This is a genomic window from Mesorhizobium sp. NZP2234, assembly GCF_013170765.1.
In the GTDB taxonomy this organism is placed as follows: Bacteria; Pseudomonadota; Alphaproteobacteria; order Rhizobiales; family Rhizobiaceae; genus Mesorhizobium; species Mesorhizobium loti_D.
In genome coordinates this window covers 2,797,802-2,824,072 of sequence record NZ_CP033364.1, presented here as the reverse complement: position 1 = coordinate 2,824,072, position 26,271 = coordinate 2,797,802, and the positions used below count along the sequence as shown (strand labels likewise).

Sequence of the window (26,271 nt, the reverse complement as noted above, 5' to 3'; positions counted from 1 at the left end):
GGTGGCAGGAATTGTTGTAGCCGGACTTGGTCCCCCACTACGATCGTTCGTAAAAATCGATCATTCTAACCACAACAATTCGTTGGAAAGATCGATTGTGAAATGGCATTCCTCCGGCATACCCGCCTGGAGAATTGCATTGTCTTCCGCCGCCCGCATCGCGAACGATATTCCGAAAACCACGATTTCCGCCGACCTGGCCGCCGGCCGCAAGCGCCTCGATTCGATGTCGAACGGCATCATCCCCGGCATCGTGCTGGTGGCGATGATCACGGCGGTCGCCTTCTCGGCGCACAATGTCTCCGGCTTTGCCCTGTTCAGCCCGATGATCCTGGCCGTCGTCGCCGGCATGATCTATTCCAACGTGCTCGGCACGCCCGCCCATGCCAAGGCCGGCATCGCCTTCTCGCAAAAGCGCCTGCTGCGCTTCGCCATCGTGCTGCTCGGCTTCCAGCTGACGCTCGGCCAGGTCGTCTCGATCGGCGCCAGCGGCGTCGGCATCGTTGCCCTGACCCTTGGCGCCACGTTCGTCTTCACCACCACGCTCGGCCGGCTGATCGGCGTCGACCGCAAGCTGGCGCAGTTGATCGCCGCCGGCACCTCGATCTGCGGCGCCTCGGCCATCGTCGCCACCAACATCGTCACCGATGCACGCGATGAGGACGTGACCTACGCCGTCGCCTCGATCACGCTGTTCGGCACCGTCGCCATGCTCGGCTTCCCGCTTTTGGCGCCGCTGCTCGGCCTCGACCAGCACGCTTTCGGCCTGTGGGCCGGCGCGTCCATCCATGAGGTGGCGCAGGTCATCGGCGCCGGCTTCCAGAACGGCACCCAGTCCGGCGAGATCGCCACTGTGGCGAAGCTGACGCGCGTTGCCATGCTGGCGCCGATGGTCATCGCGCTCGGCCTGATGGCGCGCCGCAAGACGAGCAGCAGCCAGCCAGGCGATCAATCCGGGGCGCGTCCGCCCATGCCATGGTTCGTCGCCGCTTTCGTCGCCATCGTGGCGCTGAACAGCCTGGTCACCGTGCCCGCCGAAGTGAAGTCGGCGGTGGCGCTCGCCACCACCATCATGCTGACCATGGGGCTCGCCGCCATGGGCCTGCAGGCCGACATCTCGCAACTGCGCTCGCGCGGCCTGCGCCCGCTGGCGCTCGCCTTCTGCGCCTTCCTGTTCATCGGCGGCTTCAGCCTGATGCTGGTGAAGTTGGTCTAATTTCAGCTTGCTATAGCGGCCTCTTCATCACGTCGAACATCGTCCGGACACCTCCACCCTGCCGACGGGGCGCCAGCCAAAATTGCTGTATCAGGCAGTCAGCCACCGGCTGGCCGCATAGAGATGATAGCGCGCCCAATTAGCCCAGAGTTGACCGTGGCAAAAAGTCAGACCTTAATCCGGACTTCGTCGCTTAATCGGAGGCCACCGTGCAGAGCTTGTCCAAGTTGCTTTGTTTCATCTCCGGCATGCTGGTGGCCGGCGTCGCCAATGCTGGGCAAGCGGAACGGGCCTATAAGAGAGGAGACTACGCAGCGGCTGTCTTGTTGTGGCGCGTCCTTGCTAACACCGGTGACCCCAAAGCGCAGGACAATCTTGGCACCGCCTACGCCGAAGGCCACGGTGTTACAGAGGATTACGTTCAAGCTGCCGCTTGGTACCGTAAGGCAGCGGACCAGGGTGATGCTCAGGCAGAGCACAATCTCGCCTACCTCTACGACCGTGGGCTGGGCGTCAAGCAGGACTATGCCGAGGCTGAAATTTGGTATCGCAAAGCGGCTAGTCAAGGACTAGCGGACGCTCAAACCAATCTCGGGTTGCTGTACAGAGATGGAAGGGGCGTCCCGCAGGACTATCGAGAAGCCGCCACTTGGTTCCGTGAGGCCGCTGAACAAGGAACATCCGTTGCCCAGTACTTTCTGGGTTTGGCTTATTTCAAAGGTCAAGGTGTCGCCCAGGATTATCCTGATGCAATCGCATGGTATCGCAAAGCAGCGGAGCAAGGGAATGCCCTCGCCGAGCATGATCTTGGTGTGGCCTATGGGGAGGGTCTCGGCGTTACGCTCGACTATGCCCAAGCCGACTCGTGGTTCCAGAAGGCAGCGGACCAAGGAGATGCAGGTGCTCAGTACGACCTTGGTATTTCGTACTTTAAGGGGCTAGGGGTTCCTGTAGACTATGTGCAGGCCGTGGCCTGGGTAAGAAAGGCTGCCGAGCAAGGATACGCTAAAGCTGAGAATAGCCTCGGAGTAGCATACCTCGAAGGCCGTGGTGTAAAGCAGGACACCGCCCAAGCTCTTATCTTATTTCGCAAGGCCGCTGATCAAGGTGATCCAACTGCTAAAGCCAACCTTATCAAGTTGGAGCCGCCGGCAAAAAAGGCTTGAGATTCGCTGTTTCCTGCGATTTCGGCGCTCATAACTGGCGGGCACGGCCTGCCAGAGCTATGGCCATCCGCCAACCCTCGCCGTTTCCAATGGCCGATACCAAGGGCCGGTCAGGGCGCGGACTAATCCTCGAAGGAACTCGACGCGGCATAGATCGCCGCGAGCTTCTCGATGCCGGCCTGGTCGGCCTTGTCGAAGCGGCCAGGCAGCGGGCTGTCGAGATCGAGCACGCCGAACACACCTTCCTCGTCTTCCAGAAGAACGACCAGTTCCGAGCGTGAATCGGCGTCGCAGGCAATGTGGCCTGGGAAATCGTTCACGTCCTTGATCAGCATCGAGGTGCCGAGTTCGACCGCCGTTCCGCACACACCCTTGCCGACGGCTATGCGCACGCAGGCCGGCTTGCCCTGGAATGGTCCCAGCACCAGTTCCTCGTCCGAGGCCAGGAAATAGAAGCCGGCCCAGTTGAGGTCGGGCACCATCTGGAAGATCAGCGCCGCGGTGTTGGCGGCGTTGGCGATCGAGTCGCTTTCGCCTTCGAGCAGCGCCTTCAGTTGAACGGCGAGGTCGCGGTAGAACGCGGCCTTGTCCGTGGTGTCGATGGCCTTGGCCGCAAACATGGCTTGTCTCCGAACTGAGAATCGCGGTTCCGTTTCCGCAAGCTCTGTGCACCAAACGACCACCGGGCGATACTAGCTTGAATTCCGGTCGCCGCGAAAGTCGCAACAAGATGCCCTGTCCGGTACTGGGCAGCACGGCTTCGAACCGTGCTGCCTTGATCAGGAAGGCAAGTCCATCAGCCGGCGGGTTTGTACGCGCCGGCAGCCTTTTTGGCGGCCGCGAGCACTGCCTTCATGTCGAGTTCTTCCAGTACGACCATCTCGGTCAGCGAGCCGCTCGCCCGCACCGCAAGGGACATGCCAATCCCAGCCGACTGGTCCGGCACCTCGCCATTGACAACGACGTCATAGATGCCGCGCGTGAACATCACGCTGGTCACCTTGCCGCCAACGCTTTCAAAAAGCGCCTTGACCGCGGCCTGCCTGTCCGAGCCTTGCATCAATCCTTTGGCGGCATGGGGCGCATAGTTTGCCAGGATAGTCACTTTCATGGGTATTTCCTCCAAATGTCATGTCTCGTGCTGCTCGACAGTTCGAGCGTCACGGAGCGATTTATTTTTCGGAACAATTGCAGGCGCCCTTCGACGCGTTGGCGGCCAAGGGCACACCGCCGGATAAATATGCGCTTAAGCTAATATAATGACAATACCGGACACGCCGACACCGCCGGCAGGACGGTGTCTGGCTGGACCACGCTCGGCCCGCGACGATCGAACCCGCGCCGTTGACCCGCGATGTGGTCTTTGAGGTTGAACGGCCGGCAGCGCCGTGGCGCAGCCTTACATCGGGCGCTTCGGTTCGCCCTTTTGTGGCGTTGCCGTATCGGAATCGGATTTCTTGTGCTTGTCGGCGGCAATCCTGCGGATGCGGTCGAAGCGGCTTTCCTCGGTGGTTTCGGTCGTGACGACCGTCTGTGGCTTCTGCGCGAACACGATCATGGATCGATCTCCTAGGCTAGAGGCCTGTGCGCCGGGAGGCAATCCCCCGGCGGTAGTCTTCCGGCTCACAGAAGAGCCGACTTGGCGAGATTCAGGTCGAAAGGCGGCTTCCATGAAGCCGCCTTTCGGCCAGCTGAGCCTTAGTAGCCGCCCATGCCACCGCCATTACCACCCGCAGGCGCGGCATCCTTGGCCGGGATGTCGGCGATCATGGCTTCTGCTGTGATCAGCAACGCCGCGATAGAACCGGCGTCCTGCAGGGCGGTGCGCACCACTTTCGCCGGGTCGACGATGCCGGCCTTGATCATGTCGACATAGGTCTCGTTCTGGGCATCAAAGCCCTGATTGTGGTCCTTGCTGTCGGTGAGCTTGCCGACGACGATGGAGCCTTCGACGCCGGAATTCTCGGCGATCTGGCGGATCGGCGCCTCGAGTGCGCGCAGCACGATCGAAATGCCGGCGGTGACATCGTCATTGGCGCCGGTCAGGCCTGATAGCGCCGACCTGGCACGCAGCAATGCCACGCCGCCGCCGGGCACGATGCCTTCCTCGACCGCCGCGCGCGTCGCGTTCAGCGCGTCGTCGATGCGGTCCTTCTTCTCCTTGACTTCCGACTCGGTGACACCGCCGACGCGGATGACGGCAACGCCGCCCGACAGCTTGGCCAGCCGCTCCTGCAGCTTTTCCTTGTCGTAGTCGGAGGTGGTCTCCTCGATCTGGCCCTTGATCTGGGCGACGCGCGCCTGGATGGTCGCCTTGGTGCCGGCGCCGTCGATGATCGTCGTGGTGTCCTTCTCGATCAGCACGCGCTTGGCGCGGCCGAGCATCTCGATGGTGACGTTCTCGAGCTTGATGCCGAGATCCTCCGAGATCATCTGGCCCGATGTGAGCACGGCGATGTCTTCGAGCATTGCCTTGCGGCGATCGCCGAAGCCCGGCGCCTTGACCGCCGCGACCTTGAGGCCGCCGCGCAATTTGTTGACGACCAGCGTGGCCAGCGCCTCGCCTTCGACATCTTCCGAAATGATCAGCAGCGGCCTGCCGCTCTGCACCACCGCTTCGAGGATCGGCAGCATCGCCTGCAGATTGCCGAGCTTCTTCTCGTGGATAAGGATGTAGGGCTCTTCCAGTTCCGCGCGCATCTTGTCGGCATTGGTGACGAAATACGGGCTGAGATAGCCGCGGTCGAACTGCATGCCCTCGACGACGTCGAGCTCCGTTTCGGCGGTCTTGGCCTCTTCGACGGTGATGACGCCGTCATTGCCGACCTTGTCCATCGCCTTGGCGATCATCTCGCCGACGGTAGCGTCGCCATTGGCGGCGATGGTGCCGACCTGCGCGATCTCGGCCGACGACTTGACCTTCTTGGCCTTGGCCTTGATTTCCCCGACGACGGCGGCAACCGCCTGGTCGATGCCGCGCTTCAAGTCCATCGGGTTCATGCCGGCGGCGACCAGCTTGGCGCCTTCGCGCAGGATCGAGGCGGCCAGCACCGTGGCGGTGGTGGTGCCGTCTCCGGCGAGGTCATTGGTCTTGGAGGCCACTTCGCGCACCATCTGCGCGCCCATGTTCTCGAACTTGTCGGCAAGCTCGATCTCCTTGGCGACGGTGACGCCGTCCTTGGTGATGCGCGGCGCGCCATAGGCCTTGTCGATGATGACATTGCGGCCCTTGGGGCCGAGCGTGACCTTCACCGCATTGGTGAGGATCTCGACGCCGCGCAGCATGCGGTCGCGCGCGTCGGTGGCGAATTTGATTTCCTTGGCAGACATTTTTTCAATCCCGTTCGAATTTGGAGTGGACGAACCCCGCGCGGAACGCGCGGCGCTCCAGTCAGGCGGCCTTCTTGGCTTCGACGCTCTTCTCGATCACGCCCATGATGTCGGCTTCCTTCATGATCAGCAGGTCCTCGCCGTCGATCTTGACCTCGGTGCCGGACCATTTGCCGAACAGGATCAGGTCGCCGGCCTTGACATCGAGCGGCACAAGCGCGCCGTTTTCGTCGCGCGCGCCGGGGCCGACGGCGATGACTTCGCCTTCCTGCGGCTTTTCCTTGGCATTGTCAGGAATGATGATGCCGCCCTTCGATTTGGTATCGCCTTCGGCGCGCCGGATGACGACGCGGTCGTGGAGTGGCCGAAATTTCATGAAAACTTCTTTCTGGGGCCGGCATAGGCGGCCGCTGCTCTGCTATAGGCGCTTTGGCACTCGATAGATAGGAGTGCCAAAAATTATTCGCGAGCCGATGAAATATTTAAAAGTATTATTTCGGGAAGCCGTTTCGTGATATCGCCCATGGCATAAATAATTCAAAAAATTGAATTTTGCCGGTCGAGTGCCTATTTATCGGACAAGTTCATTTTCACGATTTCACACACTAGGGAGATTTGCTCTATGGCCGATGGCAATCAGACGATCATGGAAAAAGCTGAAGCCCGCTTTGTCGACAAGCAGAAGAAGACGGCCGAGCGCAACAAGGCAACCGCCGAATATATGTCCGAGGCAAGGGCAAGGGAGATCAAGACGGCAAGGCTGCGGGAATTGCGGCTGGCCAAGGAAGAAGCCGACCGCGTCGCCGAAGCCCTGAACCCGACGCCGAAGAAGAAGCGGGCGACCAAGAAGGCCGCCGCAACGGAGGTCAAGACATGAGCCTCACCTTCCCCAATCGCAGCCGCAGCTATGACGAAGCCGGCAAGCGCATCCGTTTCGTCGGCCATGACGGCATGTTCCAGATTTCCTTCTCGGTCGCGGCCGATGCGATGACCCGGATGCAACCGGCGACCGCCGCCAACGAGGCAGGCTACCTCGCCACATTCGACACGCAAAGCAGCACCATCCGCGACGTGGCGTCGAAGGCTTACGACCGCACCCGCAAGAGCATGTATGTGTTGACGGCCGCCGACTTCGGCTGAAGCTGCAACGGTCCAGATGGCCCGGGACGGCCAGAGGTCAGGGCTTGCGCTCGGCCCTCTCCCGGCGCTTGATGTCGCGGACATTCATCTGATCGAGCATGGCGTGGGCGTCGCGCGGGTTCATGCCGACCATGACTCTTTGCCTGACCTCGACCGGCTGGCCGGTGAAGACATCGATGATGGCCCAACTCTGGGGCAAGTCCATGCGCAGTGCGTATCGATTTGCCATGCTGGTCAGCCCTGTATCATGAAAAACACCGTGCCCAGGACCAATATCGTCCAGGCAATCACCGACAGCTTCAGCGCCATGCCGCCATGCGTGGCCATTGCCTCGCGCAAGCGCGACACGATCCCCGTCGAAGCGGCCGGCGTCGCCTTGACCGCGACGGACGGCTTGGTGCCAAGTTTTCCAAAGACAGGCAGCAGCGACGGTTCACGCACGAAAACGACCTCGAATGTCGGGGAAAATCCGAGCAAGCATGCCCGCCCCTTGCCATAGCACTCTTTTGGCGAGCGCCCTGCATGCCAAATTCAAATAGATGGTTTTAAGCTCGGCCCCGCGCCTTCGTGGCCGGAACGCGCAAATCGGCCGCGACAAGGGTCCGGCGCCGGGTCTCTCTAAATGATTTTGGAGGCCTCGCCTCGGGATCGAACCGAGGCTTCAGAGATTTGCAGTCTCCAGCGTCGCCGCTCCGCCACGAGGCCATCGCGGTCGACCTAACCGGCAAATGCTTGCGGAAAAGTTAAGCGTGGAGCGCGTTCTGTCGGCACGTTGCAAAATGCCTTCCCGGGTCGTCATCACCGGCAGCAGCGACAATCCGCGCACGATATTTGCATCCCTGCCAACGCATCCTTTTCGCGAGCACCCGCATGACAAAAGAAAACGCGGCTCTGGCAGGCGGCTGCAGCTTGCCCCTCACGCGGCGGCACTGCGGCCTTTCGCGCCGGTTTCCGCCTTGAAGATGCGGAACGTGTTGCGGCCCGCCGCCTTGGCGGCATAGAGCGCGGTGTCGGCCTGCGCGAACAGGTCGCAAGGCAAGCCCGCCCCGGCGAACGCGATGCCGACCGAGGCGCCGAGCCGCAGCGACTGGCCGCGGATCGCGACCGGCCTGCTCATCGCCTCGATGATGTCGCGCGCCACGCCGGAGACGGCACCGCGGTCGAGATGCGACCCGACCAGCACCGCGAATTCGTCGCCGCCGACACGCGCCACCAGTTCCGCCTCGCCGCACCCGCCGGCAAGGCGCTCGGCCGCCGCCTTGAGGCACTCGTCGCCGATGACGTGGCCGAACGTGTCGTTGACGGCCTTGAAGCCGTCGAGGTCTATCAAAAGCAGCGCGCCGAGCGGACGTGCTTCATCCGCATGCGCCAGCCGTGCCTGGAAGCGGGCGCGGTTGGCAAGCCCGGTCATGGCGTCGAATTCGGCGAGATAGCGCATCCGGTCCGACAGGATCTTTTCCTCGGTGATATCCTGCTTCATGCCGAAGATGCGCACCGGCTCGCCGGCTTCGCACTCGACGCTCGCGGTGATACGGATCCAGCGGCTATGTCCCGCGAAAGTGGTGATCTCCGCGTCGAGGGTAAAACCGCTGCGTTCGGCGATGGCGTGGCTGCGCAGACTGTCCAGCGCCTTGCGCGACTCCGCCGGATAGCACTTGATGATTTCGCTTCGATCGAGCGCCGCGCCGCGCGGCAGATCGAACAGATCATAGATCACATCGGTCCAGGTCAGCCGCTCGTCGGGCAGGCTGCATTCCCAAACGCCGATGCGCGCCGCGACCGACGCCCGGTCGAAGATCTTGCGGCTGTGGGCCAGCGAAACCTGCTGCGTGGCGATCAGCGCGGCCTGCGCGGCGAGTTCCGCCTTGAGCCTGGCGATGGTTGCGGCGTCGCGGCGCGGTTCGTCGGCGCTGCCCTGCCCCACCCGCTTGCCGGGCTGCGGGGCCGGGCCTTTCGGGGTGTATGATGTATCGGGCATGGAGAAACTCCTGGCGGGCGACCACCATGGCGCAACAGCCCTTAAAACTTCGCTGACAAGCCGTCCTCGCCTCCACGAGAGTGGCAATGGCTGCGCTGGTCGACCCCCACCCCGTCTCGGCTTCGCCGAGCCACCTAGCCGGGGCGAGCCACGGGTCTCGCCCGTCCTTCGGCCCCCCGATCGACGGGGTAGAGGAAGGTGCCAGGCTTTCCGTCATCAACGCTCGTTCGGCAAAGCTCCCTTCCTTTCCCTCCGAAGGGGGAAAGGTGGCGCTGCGAAGCATCGACGGATTGGGGGAACCACGTGGCAATCAAGCCTCGCACCGATCAGTCCCGCCAGTCACCGAAGATGCGTGCATGGCATAGTGGAACCCATCGTCGATCGGGCTTGGCCGTGCGCCGAGCCTCATTTCGCGAACCCAGCGAGATGCTGGTGTGGCTGCGGGACGGCTGGGCCGGCCTCCCGTTGCTCGACTATGGCCGGCTTGATTGGGCGGCGGCGGCAGGCAGAGCCGCCTTCGATACAGCTTGCGGCGCGCTGTTGTCGACATGCGCCCAGGCCGGCCGCTCGAACAGGAACATGCCGAAGCCGACGCGCTGGATGATGAGGTAGAGCACGACAGGGCTGATGATCGAGACCAAAAGCACCGCCAGGCTGAGCATGCCGGTGTCGGTCAGCAGGCCGCTCGCGAGTGCGGCGCCGCGGAAGAGTGACATCGGGATGGTGAAGGCGACGTAGACGACCAGCGAATGTTCGCCGAGCCAGCGCAGCCACTCCATGGCGGCAAATTGCGACAGGAAGCCGCCGAGCACGCAAAGCGCCACGGCGCCCGCGACGGCCAGAGTGAGATGCAGCGGCGGCCATGCCGCCAGGCCCATCTGCATGCCGACCGGCTGCATGGCATAGCCCGGCGAATAGACGAGCAGCCCGTTGACGACAGCCCACAAGAGCAGGCCGCCGACGGCCAGCATTGGGCGCGGTTGCGTCCACTCGACGAGGCGGAAAATCAACGGCGCCAGCACGAAGCCGAGATAGAAGAACACGAAATAGGCCGCGAATTGTTCAAGCGCGTAGCTGTCGGGATGCGGCGCCCACATCTGCAGGCCGGCAGCGGCCGGGATGACGATCCAGGCCGGCACGCGGAATTGCCGCAAAAGCTTCGCGACGAGGCCGAACACCGCCAGCATGTAGATGAACCACAGCACGCCATAGGGCTGGACGACGGCCATTGCGAGATCGTGCAGCATGCCGCCGGGATCCCGGCTGAAGATGCCGATCTTCAGCCCGATCGAGATGATCGCCCACAGCACGTAGAAATAGAGATAATGGACGACGCGCCGGTCGACATAGCGCCGCCACGGCCGGTCGATCACCTGCGACAGGAACAGTCCGGAGATCAGGAAGAATTCCGGCATGCGAAACGGCGTCGCGAAGCCGATGACATAGTGCAGGAAGCCGACGCCGCCCGTGTACTCGCCGGTGTTGTAGGCGGAATACATCATGACCACGAGGATGATCGAGAGGCCTTTGGCCGTGTCCACCCACGGCATGCGCATCGGGCTGTTCATGGCAAATCCATCCGGGGCCGGCCAAGGCGGCCAGCCATCATTACGAGATGTCTAGCACCATCAAGCTTCCCAGATCGTAAACGCGGCTGGTTTTGTGGAGTGGCTGGCGGCCCAATCTTCCGGCGTCGGCGCTGCCCCTCACTGTCCTGCCTGACATCTCTCCCCGTATAGTGACGGGGAGAGAGGGCTTGACGCGCTGTCGGCGCTTTTCTTGCGGCGTTGGAGATTGGCGAAATCACCGATAACAGCCTCCCTCTCCCTGTCACTATACGGGGAGAGGTGTCCGGCAGGACAGTGAGGGGCAGCGCTGACGTCGGAAGATCGATAACAATCTACGACGCAGCTACTTTCTGCCCTTCGACTTGTTCAGCGCCACCGCAGCCCGCACCAGCGCCTTGAAGGCCTCTTCGTCGACCTCCTCGCCCTTCTGAAAATCAATAGCCCGCCTCGTGTTGCCTTCGAGGCTGGAGTTGAACAGGGCCGCGGGATCGGGCAGCGCCGCGCCCTTGGCGAAGGTCAGCTTGACGACGCTCTTGTAGGTCTCGCCGGTGCAGATCATGCCGTCATGCTCCCACACCGGAACCCCGCGCCATTTCCACGTCTCGACCACATCGGGATCGGCCTGGTGGATGAGCGCGCGCAGCCGGCCGAGCATCTCGCCGCGCCAGTCGCCGAGTTCCGTGATCCTGCCGTCGATCAGTTCGGAGGGGGATTTGCTCTCCTGCGATCCGGTCATGCCGTTCTCCTCAAAAAATGAACAATAGCACTCACATGCGCTCGCCAGGCAATTGGCTGGCCTGCTTCACCCAGGCGCTGAATTGCGCCTCGTCGAACGGCTCGTCCTCACGGATGTCGAGGTAGCGCGTGTCACGGCTCCGGGATTCGCCCGGTGGCACCGGATCCAGCGACATGCCGCGAAAGAAGGCCACCTTGATATACCTGGTGAAGCAATGGAAGCTGAGGAACCAGCCCTCGCCTTCGATGCCATAGAACGGCGAATTCCATTTCACCGCCTTGTGCACGCCGGGCACGGCGCGCTCGATGAGCGTGTCGAGGCGACCGCCCATTGCGCGCTTCCAGCCCGGCATGGCCGCGATATAGGCCTGCACCGGGGCATCGCCATGGCCCTTGGCGATCTGTGGGTTGCCGCCGGAAAGCAGCTTCGGCTCAGGCTTGATGCCGGTCGACTTGGCCATACCCTTCCCTTCCTATCCCTCGTCCTTTCCCGACATAGGGCAGCACGAACATATAGAGGCCGCTGAACAGCATAAGGAAAAGCGGCGGCAGTGGCGAATAGACCACCCAGGCGGGCGGCTGTCCAAACGCCATGGTGACGAAATTGGCGACGACGGTCGCCGTGAAGATGATCGACAGCCAGCGATGCGCCTGCCTGATCCACTTGCTCCAGTCCAATCTTACCTCCCGTGAAAACGCGTGAAACCGTGCGCTGCTACCAACGCGCCAGCTGTGTGATCTGGATGAGATTGCCGCAGCCATCGTTGAGCTTGGCGATGGTCGAGCCGGTCACCTCGGTCGGCGCCATGGCGAACGTGCCGCCATTGGCCGTGATGCGCTGGTGGTCAGCCTTGATGTCATCGGTGAAGAACATCACCGCCGGCTGGCTCTGCTCGAACATCGCCTGCTGGTAGGCCTTGGCGGCCGGTTGGTTGTTGAGGGCCAGCTGCAGCTCGGTGCCTTCGGGCTCATCCGGCGAGGCGACCGTCAGCCAGCGGAACGGCCCATTGCTGAAATCGGCCTTCTTGGCCAGGCCGAGCACGCCGGTGTAGAAGGCAAGCGCCTTGTCCTGGTCGTCGACATGGATGCTGGTCAGTTTGATCTTCATCGTCTTCCTCCATAGGCTTTGCTGGCGGCCAGGCCGCCCGGTGAAGTCAGGTGTTGGGTTCGTTCGGCCGAAGCTCAGTCCGTCCGGTCGAGAAGCTGCTCCAGCTTCTCGAAGAATTGCGGCCAGCCGGTTCTTGCGCCGCCATAGGCGCGCCGCTGCTCGGGCCGGAAGCCGGATTGTTCCATGCGTAGATGCGTTCCCGTTGGCGTAGGGGTGAGCGTGAAGGTCACCACGCTCCTGAGATCGAACGCCGGATCCTGATGCACGAGGTTCCAGCTGTAGGACAGCGTCTTGTTCGGTTCGACGGCCAGCACCTCGCAATCCAGCACGCCGCCCCAATCGGCGCTGATGTTGAAGCGGTGGCCGACAGCGGGCTTGAAATCGTTCCTCATCAGCCACTCCTCGATAAGATGCGGTTGCGTCAGCGCGCGCCAGAGCTTTTCCGGCGGATGGGAAATCTGCCGCTCGACGACGACAGTGCGGGTCTCCTGGGCACTATCGTTCACTGGTCCATCCTTTTGAGCAAATCCTCGAGATCGTCGAACCGGCTTTCCCAGAACCCGGCCATCTCACGTGTCCAGTCCATCAGCGGCGCCAGCGCGCCAAGCTGCGCACTGTAATGCGTCTGGCGGCCCTCATGGCGGTCGCGCACCAGACCGGCCTGCTTGAGCACGCCGAGATGCTTCGACACCGCCGGCTGCGAGACCCCGGACTGGCTCGTCAGCGCCCCCACCGTCTGCTCGCCCTGCCGGCACAGCCGTTCGAAGATCGCCCGCCTGGTCGGATCGGCGAGTGTCCTGAAGAGCATGTCATGAGCGTCCGGCATGTCGGATCGATAACCCGTTGGCTATTGGTTGATGTATAACCGCAGGGATATATGTCCGTCAAGAGCGAGATTGGAGCGGCAGGAATGATCCTCGTCACCGGAGCCACCGGCCGTATCTCCAGCGATTTCACCGCGCTTACCGGCAAGCCGCCGGAAAGCTTTCAGGATTTCCTGGTTCGCGTGGCCCCCGGAGGTTCTGCGGGCGGCTAGCTAGAGAGCCGCATGCACCCGCCCGATCTCCTGCGCCACCAGCTCCTGCAACTGCCACAGATTGCGGTCGCGTATGCCGCAGGCGTCGAGGTGGCGGATCGTCTCGAACAGATATTGCGCGCCCGAGCCCCAATGGCCGACGGCCCTGGCCAAAGTCGCCGCCACCGCGGCCTTGTCCAGCTTGCCGGCATAGCGCGGATTGGCCGGATCGACGACGAAGCCCAATGCCCGGCTCGCCTCGCCTTCCGTGCTGACCCGCAGCCAGCGCGGCACGTTGACGGCGGGCAGGATGGTCATCTCGCGGCGCAGCAGCGCTTCCAGATTGGCCGCGACCGGCTCGGCGATCTCGAACACCATGCCCTGGCACTGGCCGCCGCGGTCGAGCGCCATCATCAGGCCGGGCTGCTCAAGCGTGCCGCGAAAGCGCTGCACCGTGAAGCAGAACGACCGGTGCCAGCCCCGCGCCACTGCCCGTTCGCCACCCCGCACCTCGCCGGCCGGCTTCCACAGCAACGAGCCATAGGCAAACAGCTTCAGCGGTCCAGGCGGCGCGGAGGCCAGGATCTCGTCGCGAAACCGCGCATAGTCGGCATCCAGCATATAGACCATGCCCGGCGTCGGCCCGGCATCCTCGGCCACGCGCATGGTGCGCGCGACGAGTTCCTCGGTCAGCGCCATTTGCGATTTGCGCGGTGGGGTGGAAGTCGGCTTGTGCATGTTCGTCATGTTGCTGAAGGGAGAGGGATTCTCAAGGGCAAGCCGGAAAGACGCAGACTCAAAATCTGAGCCGGCGCGCCCAAGCGTTTGAAAAGACTCGGCGCGCCACCACAGGATTGAAATTGGTCGAAGCCTCCTCGCGTTCGTCATCCACGGGCGGAGCAAGGAGCGCAGCGACGCGGCGCAGACCCGAGGATCCATGCCGGGACTCGGATGCGCCGCAACGGTGCAGAATTCTGCTCCGCTGCACTCCGTGGCAAGGTCACGGAATGGATCCTCGGGTCTCCGCGACGGAGCTTCGCTCCTGCTCCGCCCGTGGATGACGAAGCTACGGGCGTTGCCGCCAACTTGCCAAGGTGTGGCCGGTCAACGCAAGCCAACCACCCTCCACGCCGGGGACTACCGCCCCGGCGCGGCACTCAACTCGCTGCGCCGCCAGGCGGCCGGCGAAATGCCCACGGAGCGTTTGAACTCGCGCCCGAAATGGTAGACGTCGCAGAAGCCGCAGGCTTCCGCCACTTCGGCCAGCGGCTGATCACCCTGCACCAGCAGCGATTGCGCCTGCATCAGCCGCTCGCGCATCAGCCATTGATGCGGGCTGGTGCGCAGATGTTTCTGGAACAGCCGCCGTACCTGCGAGGCGCCGAGCCCGGTGACGGTGGCAAGGTCGGATGCCGCCCACGCAAAGCCGGGTTCGGCGCGCATGGCGTCGAGCGCCGAGGCAAGCGGCTTCGGCAGATCGTCATTGCCGGCGCCGTTCACCGCGCGATCGACCAGGAGCAGGAACTCGGCGACCAGCTGGTTCAGCCGCAGGTCGAGGCCGGCGTCGCGCCGGCGCAGCGCCGAAAACAGCCGCTCGAACCATGGCGCCGGGCTGGTCGCTTCCGTGAAGCCGGTGCGCAACACGCCCTCGCCGAACAGCTTGCGCCGCAGGATCGCCGGGTCCGGGCCGTCGAGCCGAAACCACAGCAGCGTCCACGGCTCGTCCGGATCGGCGCAATGCACATGCGGCGCCTCGTTGGCCATCCACACCAGCTGGTGAGCACGCACGTCCAGCCGCTGCCCAAGCGTCTCGACATGGCCCCTCCCCGACAGGCAGTAGAGGATGTCCTGGCCGGGATAGACCGGCCGTTCTATGCGGTAATCGCGCGCCGCCGCCACCTTGCCGGCGCGCAGCACGCTGAAGGCCGTGCGCGTCCAGCCGGCGGCCGGCACATAGTGGAAACTCTCGAAAACATCCGTTTTGTTCATATGCGCGTTTTATACAAAACAAGCGCCCTGCTGTCCATTTTGTTCGCCGCCCAGCGTCGCTATGGTTGCTCGCATGAGGTCGGGGATTTCTGCGGGCTTTTACCGAGAACCCCAGTTTCACGGGTTTTCCCGGCGCCTTGCGCCGCTGGCGGCCCGACAGTCCAGGGAGGCAAGACGATGCTGGCGATGACGAGGAAAGAGGCGGAAGACTACGCCCGTGATGGCTATATTATCCGCAGGGGACTGCTCAGCGTGGCGGAAGTGGAGGATTTTCGCGACCATGCCCGTGCGCAGCTGGAAGCGGAAAACAAGAATGGCGCCGTGATGGCCAAGGGCGACAAGGAGGGCAAGACCACCCTTCTGAAGATGTGGACCAAGGCCGAGGACGACAAATACGGGCTGCTCGCCCGCGACGAGCGCATGGTCGATCTGGCGGAAGACGCCGTCGGCAAGCCGATCTACCTTTACAGCCACAAGATGACGATGAAGCAGCCCAATGAGGGCGGCGCCTGGGAATGGCACCAGGATTTCGGCTACTGGTACAACTACGGCTGCCTGGCGCCGGAGATGATGAGCATCTATGTCGCGCTCGACAAGGCAACACGGGAGAATGGCTGCCTGCAGGTGCTGAAGGGTACGCACAAGCTCGGCCGCCTCAACCATATCCGCGAGAACGACCAGACCAATGTCGAGCAGGAACATCTGGAAGCAGCACTCAAGCGCTACGAGCACATCTATGTCGAGATGGAAGCCGGCGACGCGCTGATCTTCGACGGCAATCTCCTGCACCGCTCCGATGCCAACCGGTCCGACACCTATCGCTGGGGCTACATCTGCTCCTACAACGCCGTCGAGAACGCGCCGTTCAAGAAGGTTCGCGAATACGGGAATTTCGACGAGCTGCGCAAGGTGCCGGCCGGTTCGTTCCGCCAGGCGTCCTGACGCGGCGAGAATAGCGGCATGGGCGGCGACGCCCACGCCATGGCCATGATCCCTTTTCGAAAGATCATGGCCGAACAGGGGGATAGAGCCCGACCCTGAATCAGTTTGGGATCGGCACGAATGCATCGGCCCGCGCACGAGCTCGGCTCGGGTCGATGGAATGGAAGAGTGGTCACGCTGGTGAGGACCGGCCGATCACGCTGAGGGAGGATGCTGTATGGCCCATGCGGTCAGGACCGGCGCGCGCGCGCCAGCCACGGACCGATTCACGCTGGCGCGGCTTTTGCGGGCGCGCGAGGCAGGTGTGTTCATCGCCCTGCTCGTGCTGTGCCTGTTCCTGTCCTTCGCCACCGATGGATTCCTGACATCGCTCAACCTGCTCAATGTCGGGCGCCAGATCTCCTTGCTCGGGATCATGGCGGTCGGCATGACGTTCGTGCTGATCGCGGGCGAGGTCGACCTGTCGGTCGGCTCGACCTATGCGTTCTCGGGCCTCTCCACCGGCATGCTGATCATCGCCGGCTGGGCGCTGCTGCCGGCGATCTGCGTCGGCCTCGCCACCGGCGTCGTCATCGGCCTCATCAACGGCGTGCTCTCCACCTATGGCCGCCTGCCCTCGCTGATCGCCACGCTCGGCATGCTGTCCATCGTGCGCGGTGCGGCGCTGATCCTGACCAACGGCCAGCCGGTGACGGTCAACGCCCGCAATGGCGCGCTGCCCGATGTGCTGCAGGCCTTCTCCTTCATGGGCCAGGGCTATCTCTTCACCATCATTCCCATGCAGCTGGTGTTCCTGGTCATCGTCGCGGTGCTGGCCTGGCTTGTCCTGTCCTTCTCCAATTTCGGCTTCCGGGTCTATGCCGTCGGCGGCAGCGCCAAGGCTGCGCGCGTTTCCGGCATCTCCGTCAACAAGGTCAAGATATCGGCCTTCATCCTGATGGGCGTGCTTGCCGCCTTCGCCGGCATTCTGGGCCTTGCCTTCCTGCCGTCCAGCCAGGCCGGACGCACCGGCCTTGGCCTCGAGCTCGACGTCATCGCCGCCACCATTGTCGGCGGCGCCTCGCTGTCGGGCGGCGAAGGCACGATCCTCGGCACCATCCTGGGCGTGCTCATCATCGGCGTCATGCGCAACGGCCTTGTGCTGCTCGGCGTGTCGCCCTTCGTGCAGGAACTGATGATCGGCCTGGTCATCATCATCGCGGTCGGCATCGACAAATGGAGCACGCGCCGAGCGGGTTAATCGCAGAAGACAGAAGCAACCAGAACCAAAAAGGGAGGACTATCCATGAACATCAGACACGTCATTCTCGCGGCAGCGATCGGCCTTCTTCCGCTCTCGGCCCATGCCGAATCCAAGCTCGCCGATTTCCAGCTTGCGCCCCGCATCAAGGCCAAGATCGATGCCGGCCAGCCGCTCGACTTCTACGTCTCCTACCATGACGTCTCCAACGAATTCGCGCCGTTCATGAAGGCGGGCGTCGAGCGCGCCGCCAAGGAGGACAAGGTCGGCGCTCAGTTCATCGGCCCGGTCGGCGCCGATGCCGACGGCCAGATCTCGGAGATCGAGACGCTGATGGGCAAGATGGACGGCCTGGCGATCTCCTCGGTCTCGACCGACGCGCTGGCGCCGGTGATCGACCGCGTCATTGCCGCCGGTATCCCGGTCGTCACCTTCAACACCGACAATCCCCAGAGCAAGCGCCTCGCCTTCGCCGGCCAGGACCTCGTCCAGTCCGGCCGCGAGGCGGGCAAGCTGATGTCCAAGGTGCTGGGCGGCAAGGGCAAGGTGATGATCACCACCATCGACGCCGCCGCGCAATGGTCGCTCGACCGCGAGAAAGGCGCTCGCGAAGCGCTCAAGGCCGAGCCCGGCATCGAAGTTGTCAACACGCTCAACACCGGCACCGACCCGCAGAAGATCTATTCGGCGATCGAGAACGCCATGCTCGCCAACCCGTCGATCTCGGGCGTGCTGTCGCTCGAATGCTGCTCGACGCCGGCCGCCGGCACCTGGGTGGAACGCAACAAGGCCGCCGACAAGGTCAAGGTGGTCGGCTTCGACCTGCTCGACCAGACGGTGCAGCTCGTGCAGGACGGCAATGTCGATGCCACGATCGACCAGGCGCCGGAAAAGCAGGGCTTTGCCGCCGTCGACCTGCTGGTGAAGTTCCTCAAGGGCCAGCCGATCGACAATGTCGACACCGGCGTCGGCATCTACACCAAGGAGAACATCGCCGAAGTCGCCAAGAAAAAGTAATCGACAGCCCGCACGGCCGCCGATCCCAGTGGACCGGCGGCCGCTTGCACGCATTCAGCCAGCCCCAAGCCAGCAGGTTCATGACAGACACCCAGACCCCTGCCCCGATCGTCGAAATCTCCGGCCTGACCAAGCGGTTCCCCGGCGTGCTGGCGCTTGACCGCATTTCCGTCGCCTTCCGCGCCGGCGAGGTGCATGCCGTGATCGGCGAGAACGGCGCCGGCAAATCGACGCTGATGAACATGCTGGCCGGCGACCTGCAGCCCGATGGCGGCGAGATCCGCATCGACGGCAAGCCGGCAATTATCGCCTCACCGCTCGCCAGCCGCGCCGCCGGCATCACCGTGGTCTACCAGGAGCTGGCGCTCTGCCCGACCCTGACCATCGCCGAGAACATCATGATGTCGGACATGGCGACGCGCTCCGCCGTGTCGCTGGTGCCGCGCGACGAGATGCGGCGCGAGGCGCGCGCGGCGCTGACCCGGCTCGGCATGGGCACGCTCGATCCCGACACCAGGGTCTCGCGCCTGTCGGTGGCCGAGATGCAACTGGTCGAGATCGCCGGCGCCATCCGCCAGCGCGCCCGGGTGCTGGTGCTGGACGAACCCAATTCGGCGCTCTCCAAGCGCGAGAGCGACCGCCTGTTCGAGATCGTCAAACAGTTGCGCGGCGAAGGCGTCACCATCATCTACGTCTCGCATCATTTGAAGGAAGTGCTCGACCTTGCCGACCGCATAACCGTGATGCGAGACGGCCGCACCATCGAGACCATGGACAATGACGGCCTGTCGGAGGACCGGTTGATCCGCGCCATGGTCGGCCGCGAACTCGACACGGCGGCGCAGTGGTCGCTGCAAGCCGAGGCGCGCTCGCATGAGGCGCCGATCGTGCTCGCCGTCGAAAAGCTGACCGCGCCGAGCCTGGACGAGCTGAGCTTCCATGCCCGCGCCGGCGAGATCCTCGGCATTGGCGGCCTGCCGGATTCCGGCAAGGACATGCTCGGCGAAGCCCTGTTTGGCCTCTGCGCCCGGCGCGGGCGCGTCACCATCGACGGCACGGAATTGCGCGCCGCCGACCCGCGGGCCTCGATCCGCAACGGCATGGCGCTGGTGCCGGCCGACCGGCGCGGCGCCGGCGCGCTGCTGAGCATGAGCGTCGCCAACAATGTCGTCTCGGCCTCGCTTCCGCGCTTTTCGCTGGCCGGCTTCATGCGGCGTGGTGCCGTGCGCCGCGAGGCGCGCGCGCAGGTCGCCCGGCTCGATGCGCGCATTTCACATCTCGGCCAGAAGCTCGCCACGCTGTCCGGCGGCAACCAGCAGAAGATCATCCTTGGCCGCAGCCTCGTCACCAATCCGCGCGTGCTGGTGCTGCACGAGCCGACGCGCGGCGTCGATGTCGGCGCCAAGGCCGAGATCTACGCCATATTGCGCGGCATTGCCGGCGAAGGCGTGGCGGTGGTGATGATCTCGTCGGAGATTCCCGAATTGATCATGAACGCCGAACGCGTTCTGGTGCTGCGCAATGGCCGCGTTTCCGGTGAACTGACCGGAGCCGGCATCAACGAGGAAGCGATCCTGGCGCGCGCCATGGCGTCCTGAACGAGGCGATTGATGAGCAAACCCCAGACCGCACCAAGGATCACCATCGTCGGCAGCTTCGCTGTCGGCCTGACCATGCGGGCGCCGAAACTGCCGATCTTCGGCGAAACGATGCTTGGCACCGATTTCGACATGGGCGCCGGCGGCAAGGGCTCGAACCAGGCGGTGGCGACATCCAGGCTCGGCGCCGCCTCCTCGCTGGTCGCCATCATCGGCACCGACAAGCTGGCCGGCATCGCCACCGACCTCTATGCCGCCGAGGGCGTCGATGCGAGCTTTGTGACGACACGGACGGAACGCGCCACCGGCGTCGGCTTCATCATCCTCAACGACAAGGGCGAGAATTTCATCATCCTCGACATGGGCGCCAACGAGCTGATGGACGCGGCGGTCGTCGACACCGCCGAACAGCGCATTGCGCAGAGCGATGTGGTGATGACCGTGCTCGAAGTGCCGATACCGGCCGCCGCCCGCGCCATGGAGCTTGGCCGCAGGCACGGCGCCCGCACCATCCTCAATCCAGCGCCCGCGCGCCAGCTTCCCGACGCGATCTTCGCCAATGTCGATTATCTCACGCCCAACGAAAGCGAATTGCGCATCCTGCTTGGCCTGCCCGCCGACGATCCGCGCTCGTCACGCGAACTGGCCGGCGAACTGCGACGCCGTGGCGTGCGCAACGTCGTGGTGACGCTTGGCCGCAGCGGCGCGCTCATCCTCACCGACGAACTCGACATCATGGTGCCGGCCGTGCCGGTCGAGGTGGTCGACACCACCGGCGCCGGCGACGCGTTCAACTCCGGCTTCGCCGTGGCGCTGGCCGAGGGCCGCGACATTGTCGACGCCGTGCGTTTCGGCGTCGTCTGCGGCGGCATAGCCTGCACAAGGCTCGGCGTCATCCCCGGCCTGCCCGAACGTGGTCAGGCCGACGCGCTGTTCGCCGAAGCCCTCAAGACGACATGGCCCCAGAAATAACACGGAAGGAAAAGAGATGAACCGGAACCGCCTGCTCAACGCCGAACTGTCGCATGCCATCGCCTCGATGGGCCATGGCGATCTGATGATCGTCTGCGACGCGGGCTTTCCGATCCCGTCGAGCGCCTGGCGCATCGACCTCGCCATCTCGCCCGACGTGCCGGACCTGGAAACGGTGCTCGGCCCGATCGCGGCGAACCTGATCGCCGAGCGCGTCGGCTATGCCGACACGCTGCCGGTGCACAACGCGCCGCTGCTGGCGAAGCTCAAGCGCCTGTTTCCCGACGCCGATTTCGAGACGACCACGCACGAGACCATCCTCGGCGAGATGGCCAGAAAGGCCAAGGTCATCGTGCGCACCGGCGCCTTCGACCCCTGGGGCAACATCCTCATCTATTCCGGCGTCGACGTGCCGGCCTGGTTCTCCAAGCCCGGCGTTGTCGCGCCCGACTACTACGCGAAGAAGCTGAAGGGCTGACATGCCCCGCATCTTCGACTTCGGCGGCCGCGAGGTCGAGCGCTCAGCAACCGTCGCCAGCCTGCGGGCGCTGAAGGGCAGCGGCCGGCACGTCGCGCAGGTGACGGCCGAGACGGCGGACGAGGCCGCGGCGGCGGAGGCCGCCGGCATCGAGATGGTCGTCTGCCGCGCCGCCAATGTGGCGCGCGTGCGTGAAGGCTCACGCCGTGTCTTCGTCACCGCCGCCCTCGGCTTCGCCGACGCGGTGACATCGGACGAGATCCTGCGCACTGCTTTCAGCGCGATCACGACCGGCGCCGACGCCGTCATCACCGGACGCGGCCACGAGACCGTGCGCATGCTCGCCAACGAGCAGATCCCGGTGATGGGCCATCTCGGCTTCGTGCCGCGCAAATCGACCTGGGTCGGCGGCATCCGCGCCGTCGGCAAGACCGCCACCGAGGCGCTCGAATTGTGGGACCGCTTCCGCCGGCTGGAAGATGCCGGCGCCTTCGCCGTCGAATGCGAGATCATTCCAGCCGAGGTCATGGCCGAGATCAACCGCTGCACCGGGCTGGTCACGGTCTCGCTGGGATCCGGTCCATCAGCCGATGTGGTGTTCCTGTTCACCTCGGACATATCAGGCGAAAGCGCCCGCCTGCCCCGCCACGCCCGCGCCTGGGGCAATCTGGCCGCCCTCCACAAGGCCGTCCGCGATGCCCGCGTCGAGGCGCTGTCAGGCTTTCGCAAGGAGGTCGCCGCCGGCAGCTACCCGGCTAAGGCCGAGATCGCCGGCATTGCCGACGCCGAGCTCGAGGAATTTCGCACCCGCCTCAAGGCTGGCGAGATTAGCTAGGGATAAACAAGCGGATAGAGCCGTACCTTGATTCGTTTAGGGCCGGTTCTCGATCATCTGCCGCAAGCTGCGATAGGTCCGCTCCAGCCGCTCGAAACCGCCCTCGGCAAGCGTGATCGGCGCGGCATTGTCGGCTATCACCGCGAACAGCAGCGCGGCATCGGCCGGCACCACATTGGGCGCAAGCTCGCCGCGCCGATCCGCCGCCGACAGCGCCTCCGCGAATAGCGCCGAGAGCTCGACGCCGAAATGACCGAGCATCTGCCGGCCGCGGTCGCCCAGCAGATCTGCATCCTGGCGCAGCCGCGAGATCAGGCTCCAGCCGCGCCCTTCGGTGCCGGTCGGATTGAAATGGCTGAAACGCGCGCGGCTGTAGGCGATCATCGCCTCGACCTGATCCGAGAGGCTGGATCCTTGCGCCGACCAGACCGCGCGCAAGCCGCTCAGCGTCTCCTGCATGTAGTCGCCAAGCACCTCGTCGACCAGCGTCTGTTTGTTGCCGAAATGATAGTGGATATTGGCGCGCGTCGTGCCGAGCGCCGCCGAAATATCCCCGAAGCTGGTTCCGCGATAGCCATGGCGCACCAGAAGCTCCAGCGCCGTATCCTTGATCGCCTGTCTGGTGTCGGTCTCGTCCATGCCTTCCATCATAGCCAAATGCGTTGGCCTTGGACGCCGAAGCTTTGCGGCATCCCCAGCATTTGACGGAACACTGACTTGCAGGTAAGTAAGTAGAAAATCGGCGGGAGGATACGTGGTGCGGATGCAGACATTCAGCGATATCGAGGGATCGGCGCCGCAGGCCGTCCGCGCCGGTGATCTGGTCTTCATCGGCGGGCTGATGGCGACGGACGCCAGCGGCAATATCGTTGCAACCGGCATAACGGGTCAGGCGCGCGTCATTTTCGACCGGCTGGCGGCCCTTCTCGCCCAGGCCGGCGCCGGCATGGCCGATGTGGTCAAGCACAACATCTATTTCAGTTGCGAGGCCGATGCCGTCGGCGCCTTCCTCGACGAACTCGATGCCGTGCGCGCCGGCTGTTTCGCCGCCCCCGGCCCGACCACCACGGAAATCCGCTGCGGCCTCGACCGCGAGGGCGCGCTGCTGATGGTCGACGCCTGGGTGGTGGTCGGCGGCAAGCGCGAACTGCTCGACCCGCCGGGTCACTGGCGCTGGCGCAGAGAGCTGCCCTTCGTCCATGGCTGGAAGGTCGGCGACATGCTGTTTGTCGGCGGCCAGCGCTCGCTCGATGCCGAAGGCAATGTGCTTGGGCTCGGCGACATCGAGGTGCAGACCGAGGAGGCCTTCCGCAACCTCGATACCATGCTGCGGTCGGGCGGCGGCGATCGCCACAGCCTGATGCGCCAGAACACCTATTTCCGCTTTTTCGGCGAGGGCCGCGAGGTCACCGACTACTGGGAGAAGATGACCAATGTGCGCCGCCGCTACATGTCGGTGCCTTCGGCGGCCGGTGCCGGACTGCGCATCCAGGGCATGGGCGATCCCGACGAACTGATCCAGGTCGAGGGCATCGGCATGCTCGGCGACGACAAGCAGCGACTGCAGCCGGCCAACCATTGGGACTGGAGCATTCCCAACACCCAGTTCACGCAAGGCTGGAGGATCGGCGGGCTCGCCTTCATCGGCGGCCAGATCTCGGCCGACGACAAGGCGCAGGCCGTCGGCGACGACATGGAGACGCAGACCCGCAACGTCTTCGAGTTCATCCGCCGCACGCTGGCCGAAGGCGGGCTCGACGAAAGCGACGTCGCCAAGCTCTATATCTACTATCATGCCGAAGGCAGCTGGGCCGGGATCGAGGCGACGCGCGCGGTGATTGCCCGCGTGCAGCGCGAATTCTACCCCGAGCCTGGTCCGGCGGTGACCGCGATCCGCGTCGCCGGCTTTGCCTTCGAGAACCTGCTGATCGAGATCGAGGCGATGGCGGTGACGCGAGACTGATGGCGAAACACGATTTCACCGCCGCCGAATTCGCCGACCGGCTGGCGCGCGTGCGCGCCGCCATGGCCGCACGCGACCTCGACTGGCTGGTTGCCGTCCACCCCGCCTCCATCCATTGGCTGACCGGCAGCGACGCCAAGAGCTACCAGGAATTCCAATGCCTGCTGGTCGGCGCGCGTGACGAGCCGCTCGTCGTGCTGACACGACAGGGCGAGGTGCATGAATTCGAGACGGACGCCCTAGCCGACGAGGTACAAGGCTATGGCGGCGGCGAGAACGAGGACCCGGTCGCGGCCTTCGCCGGCATGGCGCGGCGCCACGGCGTGCTCGGCAGGCGCGTCGGCCTCGAAGTGCCGGCCTACTATCTTCACCCGCATCATTATCTCGGCCTTCGCGCCGTCATCGGCGATGCACTGCTCACCGAGGCGACCGAGTTGATCGCCGGCCTGAAGCTGGTGAAGTCGCCGGCCGAGATCGGTTATATCAGGCGCGCCGCGGCCCTTGCCGACCTTGGCATGGAGCGTTTTGCCGGCGAGCTCGCGGCGGGCCTGTCGGAACTGGCGCTGGCCGGCGGCATCCACGAGACCTTGCTGCGCAACGGCAGCGGCATCGCCGCCAGCCCGATCAACCTCGTCTCCGGCCCGCGCTCCGCCTACAGCCACGGCGCGCCGACCGCGCGCCGGCTTGAACATGGCGATTTCGGCAACATCGAATTCGGCGCCACCTTCAACCGCTACACAGCCACCATCGGCCGCAATTTCGCGCTGGGCAAGCCGACGCCGCGCATGGCCGAACTGCACGACATCGTGCTGCGCGCCGGCGACGCCATGATCGCGGCCATTCGCGACGGCGTGCCGGCAACCGTGCCGCACCAGGCGGCCCGCGCCGTCATCGGCGAGGCCGGGCTCGAAGCCTGCCGCGTCCACACGTCCGGCTATGCGCTGGGGCCGGGCTTTCCGCCGAGCTGGGCCGAGCCGCTGCACATGATCGGCGACGGCCCGCATATTCTGAAGGCCGGCATGGTGGTCACCATCGAGCCCCCGGTCTATATCGGCGCCGAGGGCCTTGGCGCCCGCATCATCGACAATGTGCTTGTCACCGCGACCGGTGCGCAGGTGCTGTCGCGCACGCCGCGCGACATCATCGTCGCGGGCTGAGCCCCCTACCCTCCAAGCTCATGCGCGATCTCGGCGCAGGCGAGCTTCAGCCGCGCCAGCATGGCCTCGAAATTGGGCGCGGCGCTGCGCCGGCTGACCGCCGCCACCGTCACGCAGGCCACGGCGCGCCCGTCGCCGGCGATGATCGGGCAGACGACGTCGGTCACGCCGATGATGTCGCGGCTCTCATGGATGATGGCGCCGCGCTCGCGCACCGCATCGAGTTCGGCGGCGAGCGTCGTCGGATCCGGCGGCTCGCGCATCAGCATCAGGCATTCGGCGATCATCCGGTCACGCACGGGCTTGGGCTGGAACGCCATCAGCACCAGGCCGGAATGGGCATCCGCCAGCGGTCGGCGATAGCCGAGCTTGAGCGAGAAGTTCATGTCCGCCCCGCCCGATGCCGCCGCGATGATGACGGTTTCACCGCGATGCGCGACGACCAGGTGCGCCGCCTGGTGCACCTCCTCGGCGAAGCGCTCGACGATGGGGGCCGCCGTGCTGACCAGGTCGCGGGCGCGCGCCGTCTGCATGCCAAGCCCGAACAGCTTGTTCGACAGCATCAGCCCCTCGCCGCCCTCGTCGCGCTGGATGTAGCCGCGCGCAAGCAGCACATGGACCATGCGGAAGATCTCGTTCTTCGAACGCCCCAGTTCCTCGGCGATCTGGCGCGTGCCCATGGGCTGGCCGGCATTGGCCAGCAATTCGAGGATATCCAGCCCCTTTTCGAGGGCCAGCGCGCTGTAATTGAGCTTGTCGTCCGTCATTTGCATCCGCTTCATAGATGACGCTTGACGTCACATATGAAGCGACGATAGCGTGGT

At 64.5% G+C, this 26,271-nt stretch carries 33 protein-coding genes and 1 tRNA gene; 14 read left to right on the top strand and 20 right to left on the bottom strand.

Annotation, left to right across the window (positions count from 1 at the left end):
* The first annotated feature begins 139 nt into the window (after positions 1–139).
* Positions 140–1,216 (top strand): YeiH family protein, encoded by a 1,077-nt coding sequence (locus EB230_RS13875; RefSeq protein WP_056570955.1) that lies wholly within the window; start codon positions 140–142, stop codon positions 1,214–1,216.
* A 209-nt stretch (positions 1,217–1,425) separates the two neighbouring features.
* A complete protein-coding gene (locus tag EB230_RS13870; protein ID WP_056570953.1) occupies positions 1,426–2,382 on the top strand; it encodes a tetratricopeptide repeat protein in 957 nt (318 codons plus the stop codon).
* 122 nt (positions 2,383–2,504) lie between these two features.
* Here EB230_RS13870 and EB230_RS13865 read toward each other — a convergent pair whose 3' ends face one another.
* The 5 genes from EB230_RS13865 to EB230_RS13845 form a co-directional block, all read right to left on the bottom strand.
* Positions 2,505–3,002, bottom strand: a complete 498-nt coding sequence (locus EB230_RS13865; RefSeq protein WP_172372716.1) for a GAF domain-containing protein — start codon at positions 3,000–3,002, stop codon at positions 2,505–2,507.
* Between the two features lie 176 nt (positions 3,003–3,178).
* Complete coding sequence (locus EB230_RS13860; RefSeq protein ID WP_056570949.1) at positions 3,179–3,493, bottom strand: GYD domain-containing protein; 315 nt, start codon at positions 3,491–3,493, stop codon at positions 3,179–3,181.
* Between the two features lie 288 nt (positions 3,494–3,781).
* A complete protein-coding gene (locus EB230_RS13855; RefSeq protein WP_019859659.1) occupies positions 3,782–3,940 on the bottom strand; it encodes a hypothetical protein in 159 nt (52 codons plus the stop codon).
* Between the two features lie 140 nt (positions 3,941–4,080).
* Complete coding sequence (groL, locus tag EB230_RS13850; RefSeq protein ID WP_172372714.1) at positions 4,081–5,712, bottom strand: chaperonin GroEL; 1,632 nt, start codon at positions 5,710–5,712, stop codon at positions 4,081–4,083.
* A 61-nt stretch (positions 5,713–5,773) separates the two neighbouring features.
* Positions 5,774–6,088: a co-chaperone GroES gene (locus EB230_RS13845; protein WP_019859661.1), complete on the bottom strand. Its 315-nt coding sequence runs from the start codon at positions 6,086–6,088 to the stop codon at positions 5,774–5,776.
* A 246-nt stretch (positions 6,089–6,334) separates the two neighbouring features.
* Here EB230_RS13845 and EB230_RS13840 point away from each other — a divergent pair, with 246 nt between their 5' ends.
* Positions 6,335–6,589 carry a hypothetical protein gene (locus EB230_RS13840; RefSeq protein WP_056570945.1) on the top strand — a complete coding sequence of 85 codons (255 nt, stop codon included), beginning with the start codon at positions 6,335–6,337 and terminating at the stop codon, positions 6,587–6,589.
* On the top strand, positions 6,586–6,852 hold the full coding sequence (locus tag EB230_RS13835) for a DUF1488 domain-containing protein (protein ID WP_056570943.1): 267 nt from the start codon (positions 6,586–6,588) through the stop codon (positions 6,850–6,852). Before EB230_RS13840 ends, EB230_RS13835 begins: the two co-directional genes overlap by 4 nt.
* A gap of 37 nt (positions 6,853–6,889) precedes the next feature.
* Here EB230_RS13835 and EB230_RS13830 read toward each other — a convergent pair whose 3' ends face one another.
* The 11 genes from EB230_RS13830 to EB230_RS13780 all read right to left on the bottom strand — a co-directional run bounded on the left by EB230_RS13830 (position 6,890) and on the right by EB230_RS13780 (position 13,067).
* Entirely contained in the window at positions 6,890–7,081 is a 192-nt protein-coding gene (locus tag EB230_RS13830) for a hypothetical protein (RefSeq protein ID WP_056570941.1), read from the bottom strand.
* A gap of 5 nt (positions 7,082–7,086) precedes the next feature.
* Positions 7,087–7,329 (bottom strand): hypothetical protein, encoded by a 243-nt coding sequence (locus tag EB230_RS13825; RefSeq protein WP_246738949.1) that lies wholly within the window; start codon positions 7,327–7,329, stop codon positions 7,087–7,089.
* A 152-nt stretch (positions 7,330–7,481) separates the two neighbouring features.
* Positions 7,482–7,557: transfer RNA gene (locus tag EB230_RS13820), tRNA-Cys, on the bottom strand.
* Positions 7,558–7,768: 211 nt separating this feature from the next.
* Positions 7,769–8,830: a diguanylate cyclase gene (locus EB230_RS13815; RefSeq protein ID WP_056570939.1), complete on the bottom strand. Its 1,062-nt coding sequence runs from the start codon at positions 8,828–8,830 to the stop codon at positions 7,769–7,771.
* Positions 8,831–9,303: 473 nt separating this feature from the next.
* Positions 9,304–10,398 (bottom strand): acyltransferase family protein, encoded by a 1,095-nt coding sequence (locus EB230_RS13810; RefSeq protein ID WP_056570937.1) that lies wholly within the window; start codon positions 10,396–10,398, stop codon positions 9,304–9,306.
* A gap of 343 nt (positions 10,399–10,741) precedes the next feature.
* Positions 10,742–11,134, bottom strand: a complete 393-nt coding sequence (locus EB230_RS13805) for a DUF1801 domain-containing protein (RefSeq protein WP_056570935.1) — start codon at positions 11,132–11,134, stop codon at positions 10,742–10,744.
* 31 nt (positions 11,135–11,165) lie between these two features.
* A complete protein-coding gene (locus EB230_RS13800; RefSeq protein ID WP_056570933.1) occupies positions 11,166–11,594 on the bottom strand; it encodes a DUF1801 domain-containing protein in 429 nt (142 codons plus the stop codon).
* Positions 11,566–11,811, bottom strand: coding sequence for a hypothetical protein (locus EB230_RS13795; RefSeq protein WP_056570931.1), 246 nt, complete (start codon positions 11,809–11,811; stop codon positions 11,566–11,568). Before EB230_RS13795 ends, EB230_RS13800 begins: the two co-directional genes overlap by 29 nt.
* A gap of 37 nt (positions 11,812–11,848) precedes the next feature.
* On the bottom strand, positions 11,849–12,241 hold the full coding sequence (locus tag EB230_RS13790; RefSeq protein ID WP_056570929.1) for a VOC family protein: 393 nt from the start codon (positions 12,239–12,241) through the stop codon (positions 11,849–11,851).
* Between the two features lie 74 nt (positions 12,242–12,315).
* Positions 12,316–12,747 (bottom strand): SRPBCC domain-containing protein, encoded by a 432-nt coding sequence (locus EB230_RS13785; RefSeq protein ID WP_056570927.1) that lies wholly within the window; start codon positions 12,745–12,747, stop codon positions 12,316–12,318.
* On the bottom strand, positions 12,744–13,067 hold the full coding sequence (locus tag EB230_RS13780) for a metalloregulator ArsR/SmtB family transcription factor (RefSeq protein ID WP_056570925.1): 324 nt from the start codon (positions 13,065–13,067) through the stop codon (positions 12,744–12,746). Before EB230_RS13780 ends, EB230_RS13785 begins: the two co-directional genes overlap by 4 nt.
* 84 nt (positions 13,068–13,151) lie before the next feature.
* Between EB230_RS13780 and EB230_RS32960 the strand changes: the two genes are divergently transcribed.
* Positions 13,152–13,277, top strand: coding sequence for a hypothetical protein (locus EB230_RS32960; RefSeq protein WP_274534571.1), 126 nt, complete (start codon positions 13,152–13,154; stop codon positions 13,275–13,277).
* Here the strand turns inward: EB230_RS32960 and EB230_RS13775 are convergent, their stop codons facing one another.
* Both EB230_RS13775 and EB230_RS13770 read right to left on the bottom strand, forming a co-directional pair.
* Positions 13,278–13,955: a gamma-glutamylcyclotransferase gene (locus tag EB230_RS13775; protein ID WP_246738948.1), complete on the bottom strand. Its 678-nt coding sequence runs from the start codon at positions 13,953–13,955 to the stop codon at positions 13,278–13,280. It lies immediately after the preceding gene.
* Between the two features lie 438 nt (positions 13,956–14,393).
* A complete protein-coding gene (locus EB230_RS13770; RefSeq protein WP_244494063.1) occupies positions 14,394–15,245 on the bottom strand; it encodes an AraC family transcriptional regulator in 852 nt (283 codons plus the stop codon).
* Between the two features lie 177 nt (positions 15,246–15,422).
* On the opposite strand from EB230_RS13770, the gene EB230_RS13765 reads away from it, so the two are divergent.
* The 7 genes from EB230_RS13765 to EB230_RS13735 all read left to right on the top strand — a co-directional run bounded on the left by EB230_RS13765 (position 15,423) and on the right by EB230_RS13735 (position 22,327).
* Positions 15,423–16,187, top strand: a complete 765-nt coding sequence (locus EB230_RS13765) for a phytanoyl-CoA dioxygenase family protein (protein ID WP_056570923.1) — start codon at positions 15,423–15,425, stop codon at positions 16,185–16,187.
* 217 nt (positions 16,188–16,404) lie between these two features.
* Positions 16,405–17,427: an ABC transporter permease gene (locus EB230_RS13760; protein WP_056570921.1), complete on the top strand. Its 1,023-nt coding sequence runs from the start codon at positions 16,405–16,407 to the stop codon at positions 17,425–17,427.
* Positions 17,428–17,472: 45 nt separating this feature from the next.
* On the top strand, positions 17,473–18,444 hold the full coding sequence (locus EB230_RS13755) for a sugar ABC transporter substrate-binding protein (RefSeq protein ID WP_056570919.1): 972 nt from the start codon (positions 17,473–17,475) through the stop codon (positions 18,442–18,444).
* Between the two features lie 80 nt (positions 18,445–18,524).
* Entirely contained in the window at positions 18,525–20,042 is a 1,518-nt protein-coding gene (locus EB230_RS13750; protein ID WP_172372710.1) for a sugar ABC transporter ATP-binding protein, read from the top strand.
* A gap of 12 nt (positions 20,043–20,054) precedes the next feature.
* Positions 20,055–21,014 (top strand): ribokinase, encoded by a 960-nt coding sequence (locus EB230_RS13745; RefSeq protein WP_065005268.1) that lies wholly within the window; start codon positions 20,055–20,057, stop codon positions 21,012–21,014.
* 16 nt (positions 21,015–21,030) lie between these two features.
* A complete protein-coding gene (gene rbsD, locus EB230_RS13740) occupies positions 21,031–21,492 on the top strand; it encodes a D-ribose pyranase (RefSeq protein WP_065005267.1) in 462 nt (153 codons plus the stop codon).
* Between the two features lies 1 nt (position 21,493).
* Positions 21,494–22,327: a 3-methyl-2-oxobutanoate hydroxymethyltransferase gene (locus EB230_RS13735; RefSeq protein ID WP_172372708.1), complete on the top strand. Its 834-nt coding sequence runs from the start codon at positions 21,494–21,496 to the stop codon at positions 22,325–22,327.
* 36 nt (positions 22,328–22,363) lie between these two features.
* On the opposite strand, the gene EB230_RS13730 is transcribed toward EB230_RS13735, so the two are convergent.
* Positions 22,364–22,966: a TetR/AcrR family transcriptional regulator gene (locus tag EB230_RS13730; protein WP_171883294.1), complete on the bottom strand. Its 603-nt coding sequence runs from the start codon at positions 22,964–22,966 to the stop codon at positions 22,364–22,366.
* Between the two features lie 124 nt (positions 22,967–23,090).
* Here EB230_RS13730 and EB230_RS13725 point away from each other — a divergent pair, with 124 nt between their 5' ends.
* Both EB230_RS13725 and EB230_RS13720 read left to right on the top strand, forming a co-directional pair.
* Positions 23,091–24,290: a RidA family protein gene (locus EB230_RS13725; RefSeq protein WP_172372706.1), complete on the top strand. Its 1,200-nt coding sequence runs from the start codon at positions 23,091–23,093 to the stop codon at positions 24,288–24,290.
* Positions 24,290–25,447 (top strand): Xaa-Pro peptidase family protein, encoded by a 1,158-nt coding sequence (locus EB230_RS13720; protein WP_172372704.1) that lies wholly within the window; start codon positions 24,290–24,292, stop codon positions 25,445–25,447. The genes EB230_RS13725 and EB230_RS13720 overlap by 1 nt, the downstream gene beginning before the upstream one ends.
* Positions 25,448–25,452: 5 nt before the next feature.
* Here the strand turns inward: EB230_RS13720 and EB230_RS13715 are convergent, their stop codons facing one another.
* Positions 25,453–26,214: an IclR family transcriptional regulator gene (locus tag EB230_RS13715; RefSeq protein ID WP_172372702.1), complete on the bottom strand. Its 762-nt coding sequence runs from the start codon at positions 26,212–26,214 to the stop codon at positions 25,453–25,455.
* Positions 26,215–26,271: the final 57 nt, after the last annotated feature.

What these genes read in the sequence shown, in the direction of transcription:
- EB230_RS13855 (WP_019859659.1), bottom strand. Translation starts at nt 3,940, where the DNA reads ATGATCGTGTTCGCGCAGAAGCCACAGACGGTCGTCACGACCGAAACC.
- EB230_RS13730 (WP_171883294.1), bottom strand. Translation starts at nt 22,966, where the DNA reads ATGGACGAGACCGACACCAGACAGGCGATCAAGGATACGGCGCTGGAG.
- EB230_RS13835 (WP_056570943.1), top strand. Translation starts at nt 6,586, where the DNA reads ATGAGCCTCACCTTCCCCAATCGCAGCCGCAGCTATGACGAAGCCGGC.
- EB230_RS13805 (WP_056570935.1), bottom strand. Translation starts at nt 11,134, where the DNA reads ATGACCGGATCGCAGGAGAGCAAATCCCCCTCCGAACTGATCGACGGC.
- EB230_RS13725 (WP_172372706.1), top strand. Translation starts at nt 23,091, where the DNA reads ATGCAGACATTCAGCGATATCGAGGGATCGGCGCCGCAGGCCGTCCGC.
- EB230_RS13845 (WP_019859661.1), bottom strand. Translation starts at nt 6,088, where the DNA reads ATGAAATTTCGGCCACTCCACGACCGCGTCGTCATCCGGCGCGCCGAA.
- EB230_RS13760 (WP_056570921.1), top strand. Translation starts at nt 16,405, where the DNA reads ATGGCCCATGCGGTCAGGACCGGCGCGCGCGCGCCAGCCACGGACCGA.
- EB230_RS13780 (WP_056570925.1), bottom strand. Translation starts at nt 13,067, where the DNA reads ATGCCGGACGCTCATGACATGCTCTTCAGGACACTCGCCGATCCGACC.
- EB230_RS13765 (WP_056570923.1), top strand. Translation starts at nt 15,423, where the DNA reads ATGCTGGCGATGACGAGGAAAGAGGCGGAAGACTACGCCCGTGATGGC.
- EB230_RS32960 (WP_274534571.1), top strand. Translation starts at nt 13,152, where the DNA reads ATGATCCTCGTCACCGGAGCCACCGGCCGTATCTCCAGCGATTTCACC.
- groL (WP_172372714.1), bottom strand. Translation starts at nt 5,712, where the DNA reads ATGTCTGCCAAGGAAATCAAATTCGCCACCGACGCGCGCGACCGCATG.
- EB230_RS13750 (WP_172372710.1), top strand. Translation starts at nt 18,525, where the DNA reads ATGACAGACACCCAGACCCCTGCCCCGATCGTCGAAATCTCCGGCCTG.
- EB230_RS13770 (WP_244494063.1), bottom strand. Translation starts at nt 15,245, where the DNA reads ATGAACAAAACGGATGTTTTCGAGAGTTTCCACTATGTGCCGGCCGCC.
- EB230_RS13840 (WP_056570945.1), top strand. Translation starts at nt 6,335, where the DNA reads ATGGCCGATGGCAATCAGACGATCATGGAAAAAGCTGAAGCCCGCTTT.
- rbsD (WP_065005267.1), top strand. Translation starts at nt 21,031, where the DNA reads ATGAACCGGAACCGCCTGCTCAACGCCGAACTGTCGCATGCCATCGCC.
- EB230_RS13775 (WP_246738948.1), bottom strand. Translation starts at nt 13,955, where the DNA reads ATGGCGCTGACCGAGGAACTCGTCGCGCGCACCATGCGCGTGGCCGAG.
- EB230_RS13715 (WP_172372702.1), bottom strand. Translation starts at nt 26,214, where the DNA reads ATGACGGACGACAAGCTCAATTACAGCGCGCTGGCCCTCGAAAAGGGG.
- EB230_RS13755 (WP_056570919.1), top strand. Translation starts at nt 17,473, where the DNA reads ATGAACATCAGACACGTCATTCTCGCGGCAGCGATCGGCCTTCTTCCG.
- EB230_RS13865 (WP_172372716.1), bottom strand. Translation starts at nt 3,002, where the DNA reads ATGTTTGCGGCCAAGGCCATCGACACCACGGACAAGGCCGCGTTCTAC.
- EB230_RS13815 (WP_056570939.1), bottom strand. Translation starts at nt 8,830, where the DNA reads ATGCCCGATACATCATACACCCCGAAAGGCCCGGCCCCGCAGCCCGGC.
- EB230_RS13830 (WP_056570941.1), bottom strand. Translation starts at nt 7,081, where the DNA reads ATGGCAAATCGATACGCACTGCGCATGGACTTGCCCCAGAGTTGGGCC.
- EB230_RS13810 (WP_056570937.1), bottom strand. Translation starts at nt 10,398, where the DNA reads ATGAACAGCCCGATGCGCATGCCGTGGGTGGACACGGCCAAAGGCCTC.
- EB230_RS13800 (WP_056570933.1), bottom strand. Translation starts at nt 11,594, where the DNA reads ATGGCCAAGTCGACCGGCATCAAGCCTGAGCCGAAGCTGCTTTCCGGC.
- EB230_RS13745 (WP_065005268.1), top strand. Translation starts at nt 20,055, where the DNA reads ATGAGCAAACCCCAGACCGCACCAAGGATCACCATCGTCGGCAGCTTC.
- EB230_RS13735 (WP_172372708.1), top strand. Translation starts at nt 21,494, where the DNA reads ATGCCCCGCATCTTCGACTTCGGCGGCCGCGAGGTCGAGCGCTCAGCA.
- EB230_RS13720 (WP_172372704.1), top strand. Translation starts at nt 24,290, where the DNA reads ATGGCGAAACACGATTTCACCGCCGCCGAATTCGCCGACCGGCTGGCG.
- EB230_RS13790 (WP_056570929.1), bottom strand. Translation starts at nt 12,241, where the DNA reads ATGAAGATCAAACTGACCAGCATCCATGTCGACGACCAGGACAAGGCG.
- EB230_RS13860 (WP_056570949.1), bottom strand. Translation starts at nt 3,493, where the DNA reads ATGAAAGTGACTATCCTGGCAAACTATGCGCCCCATGCCGCCAAAGGA.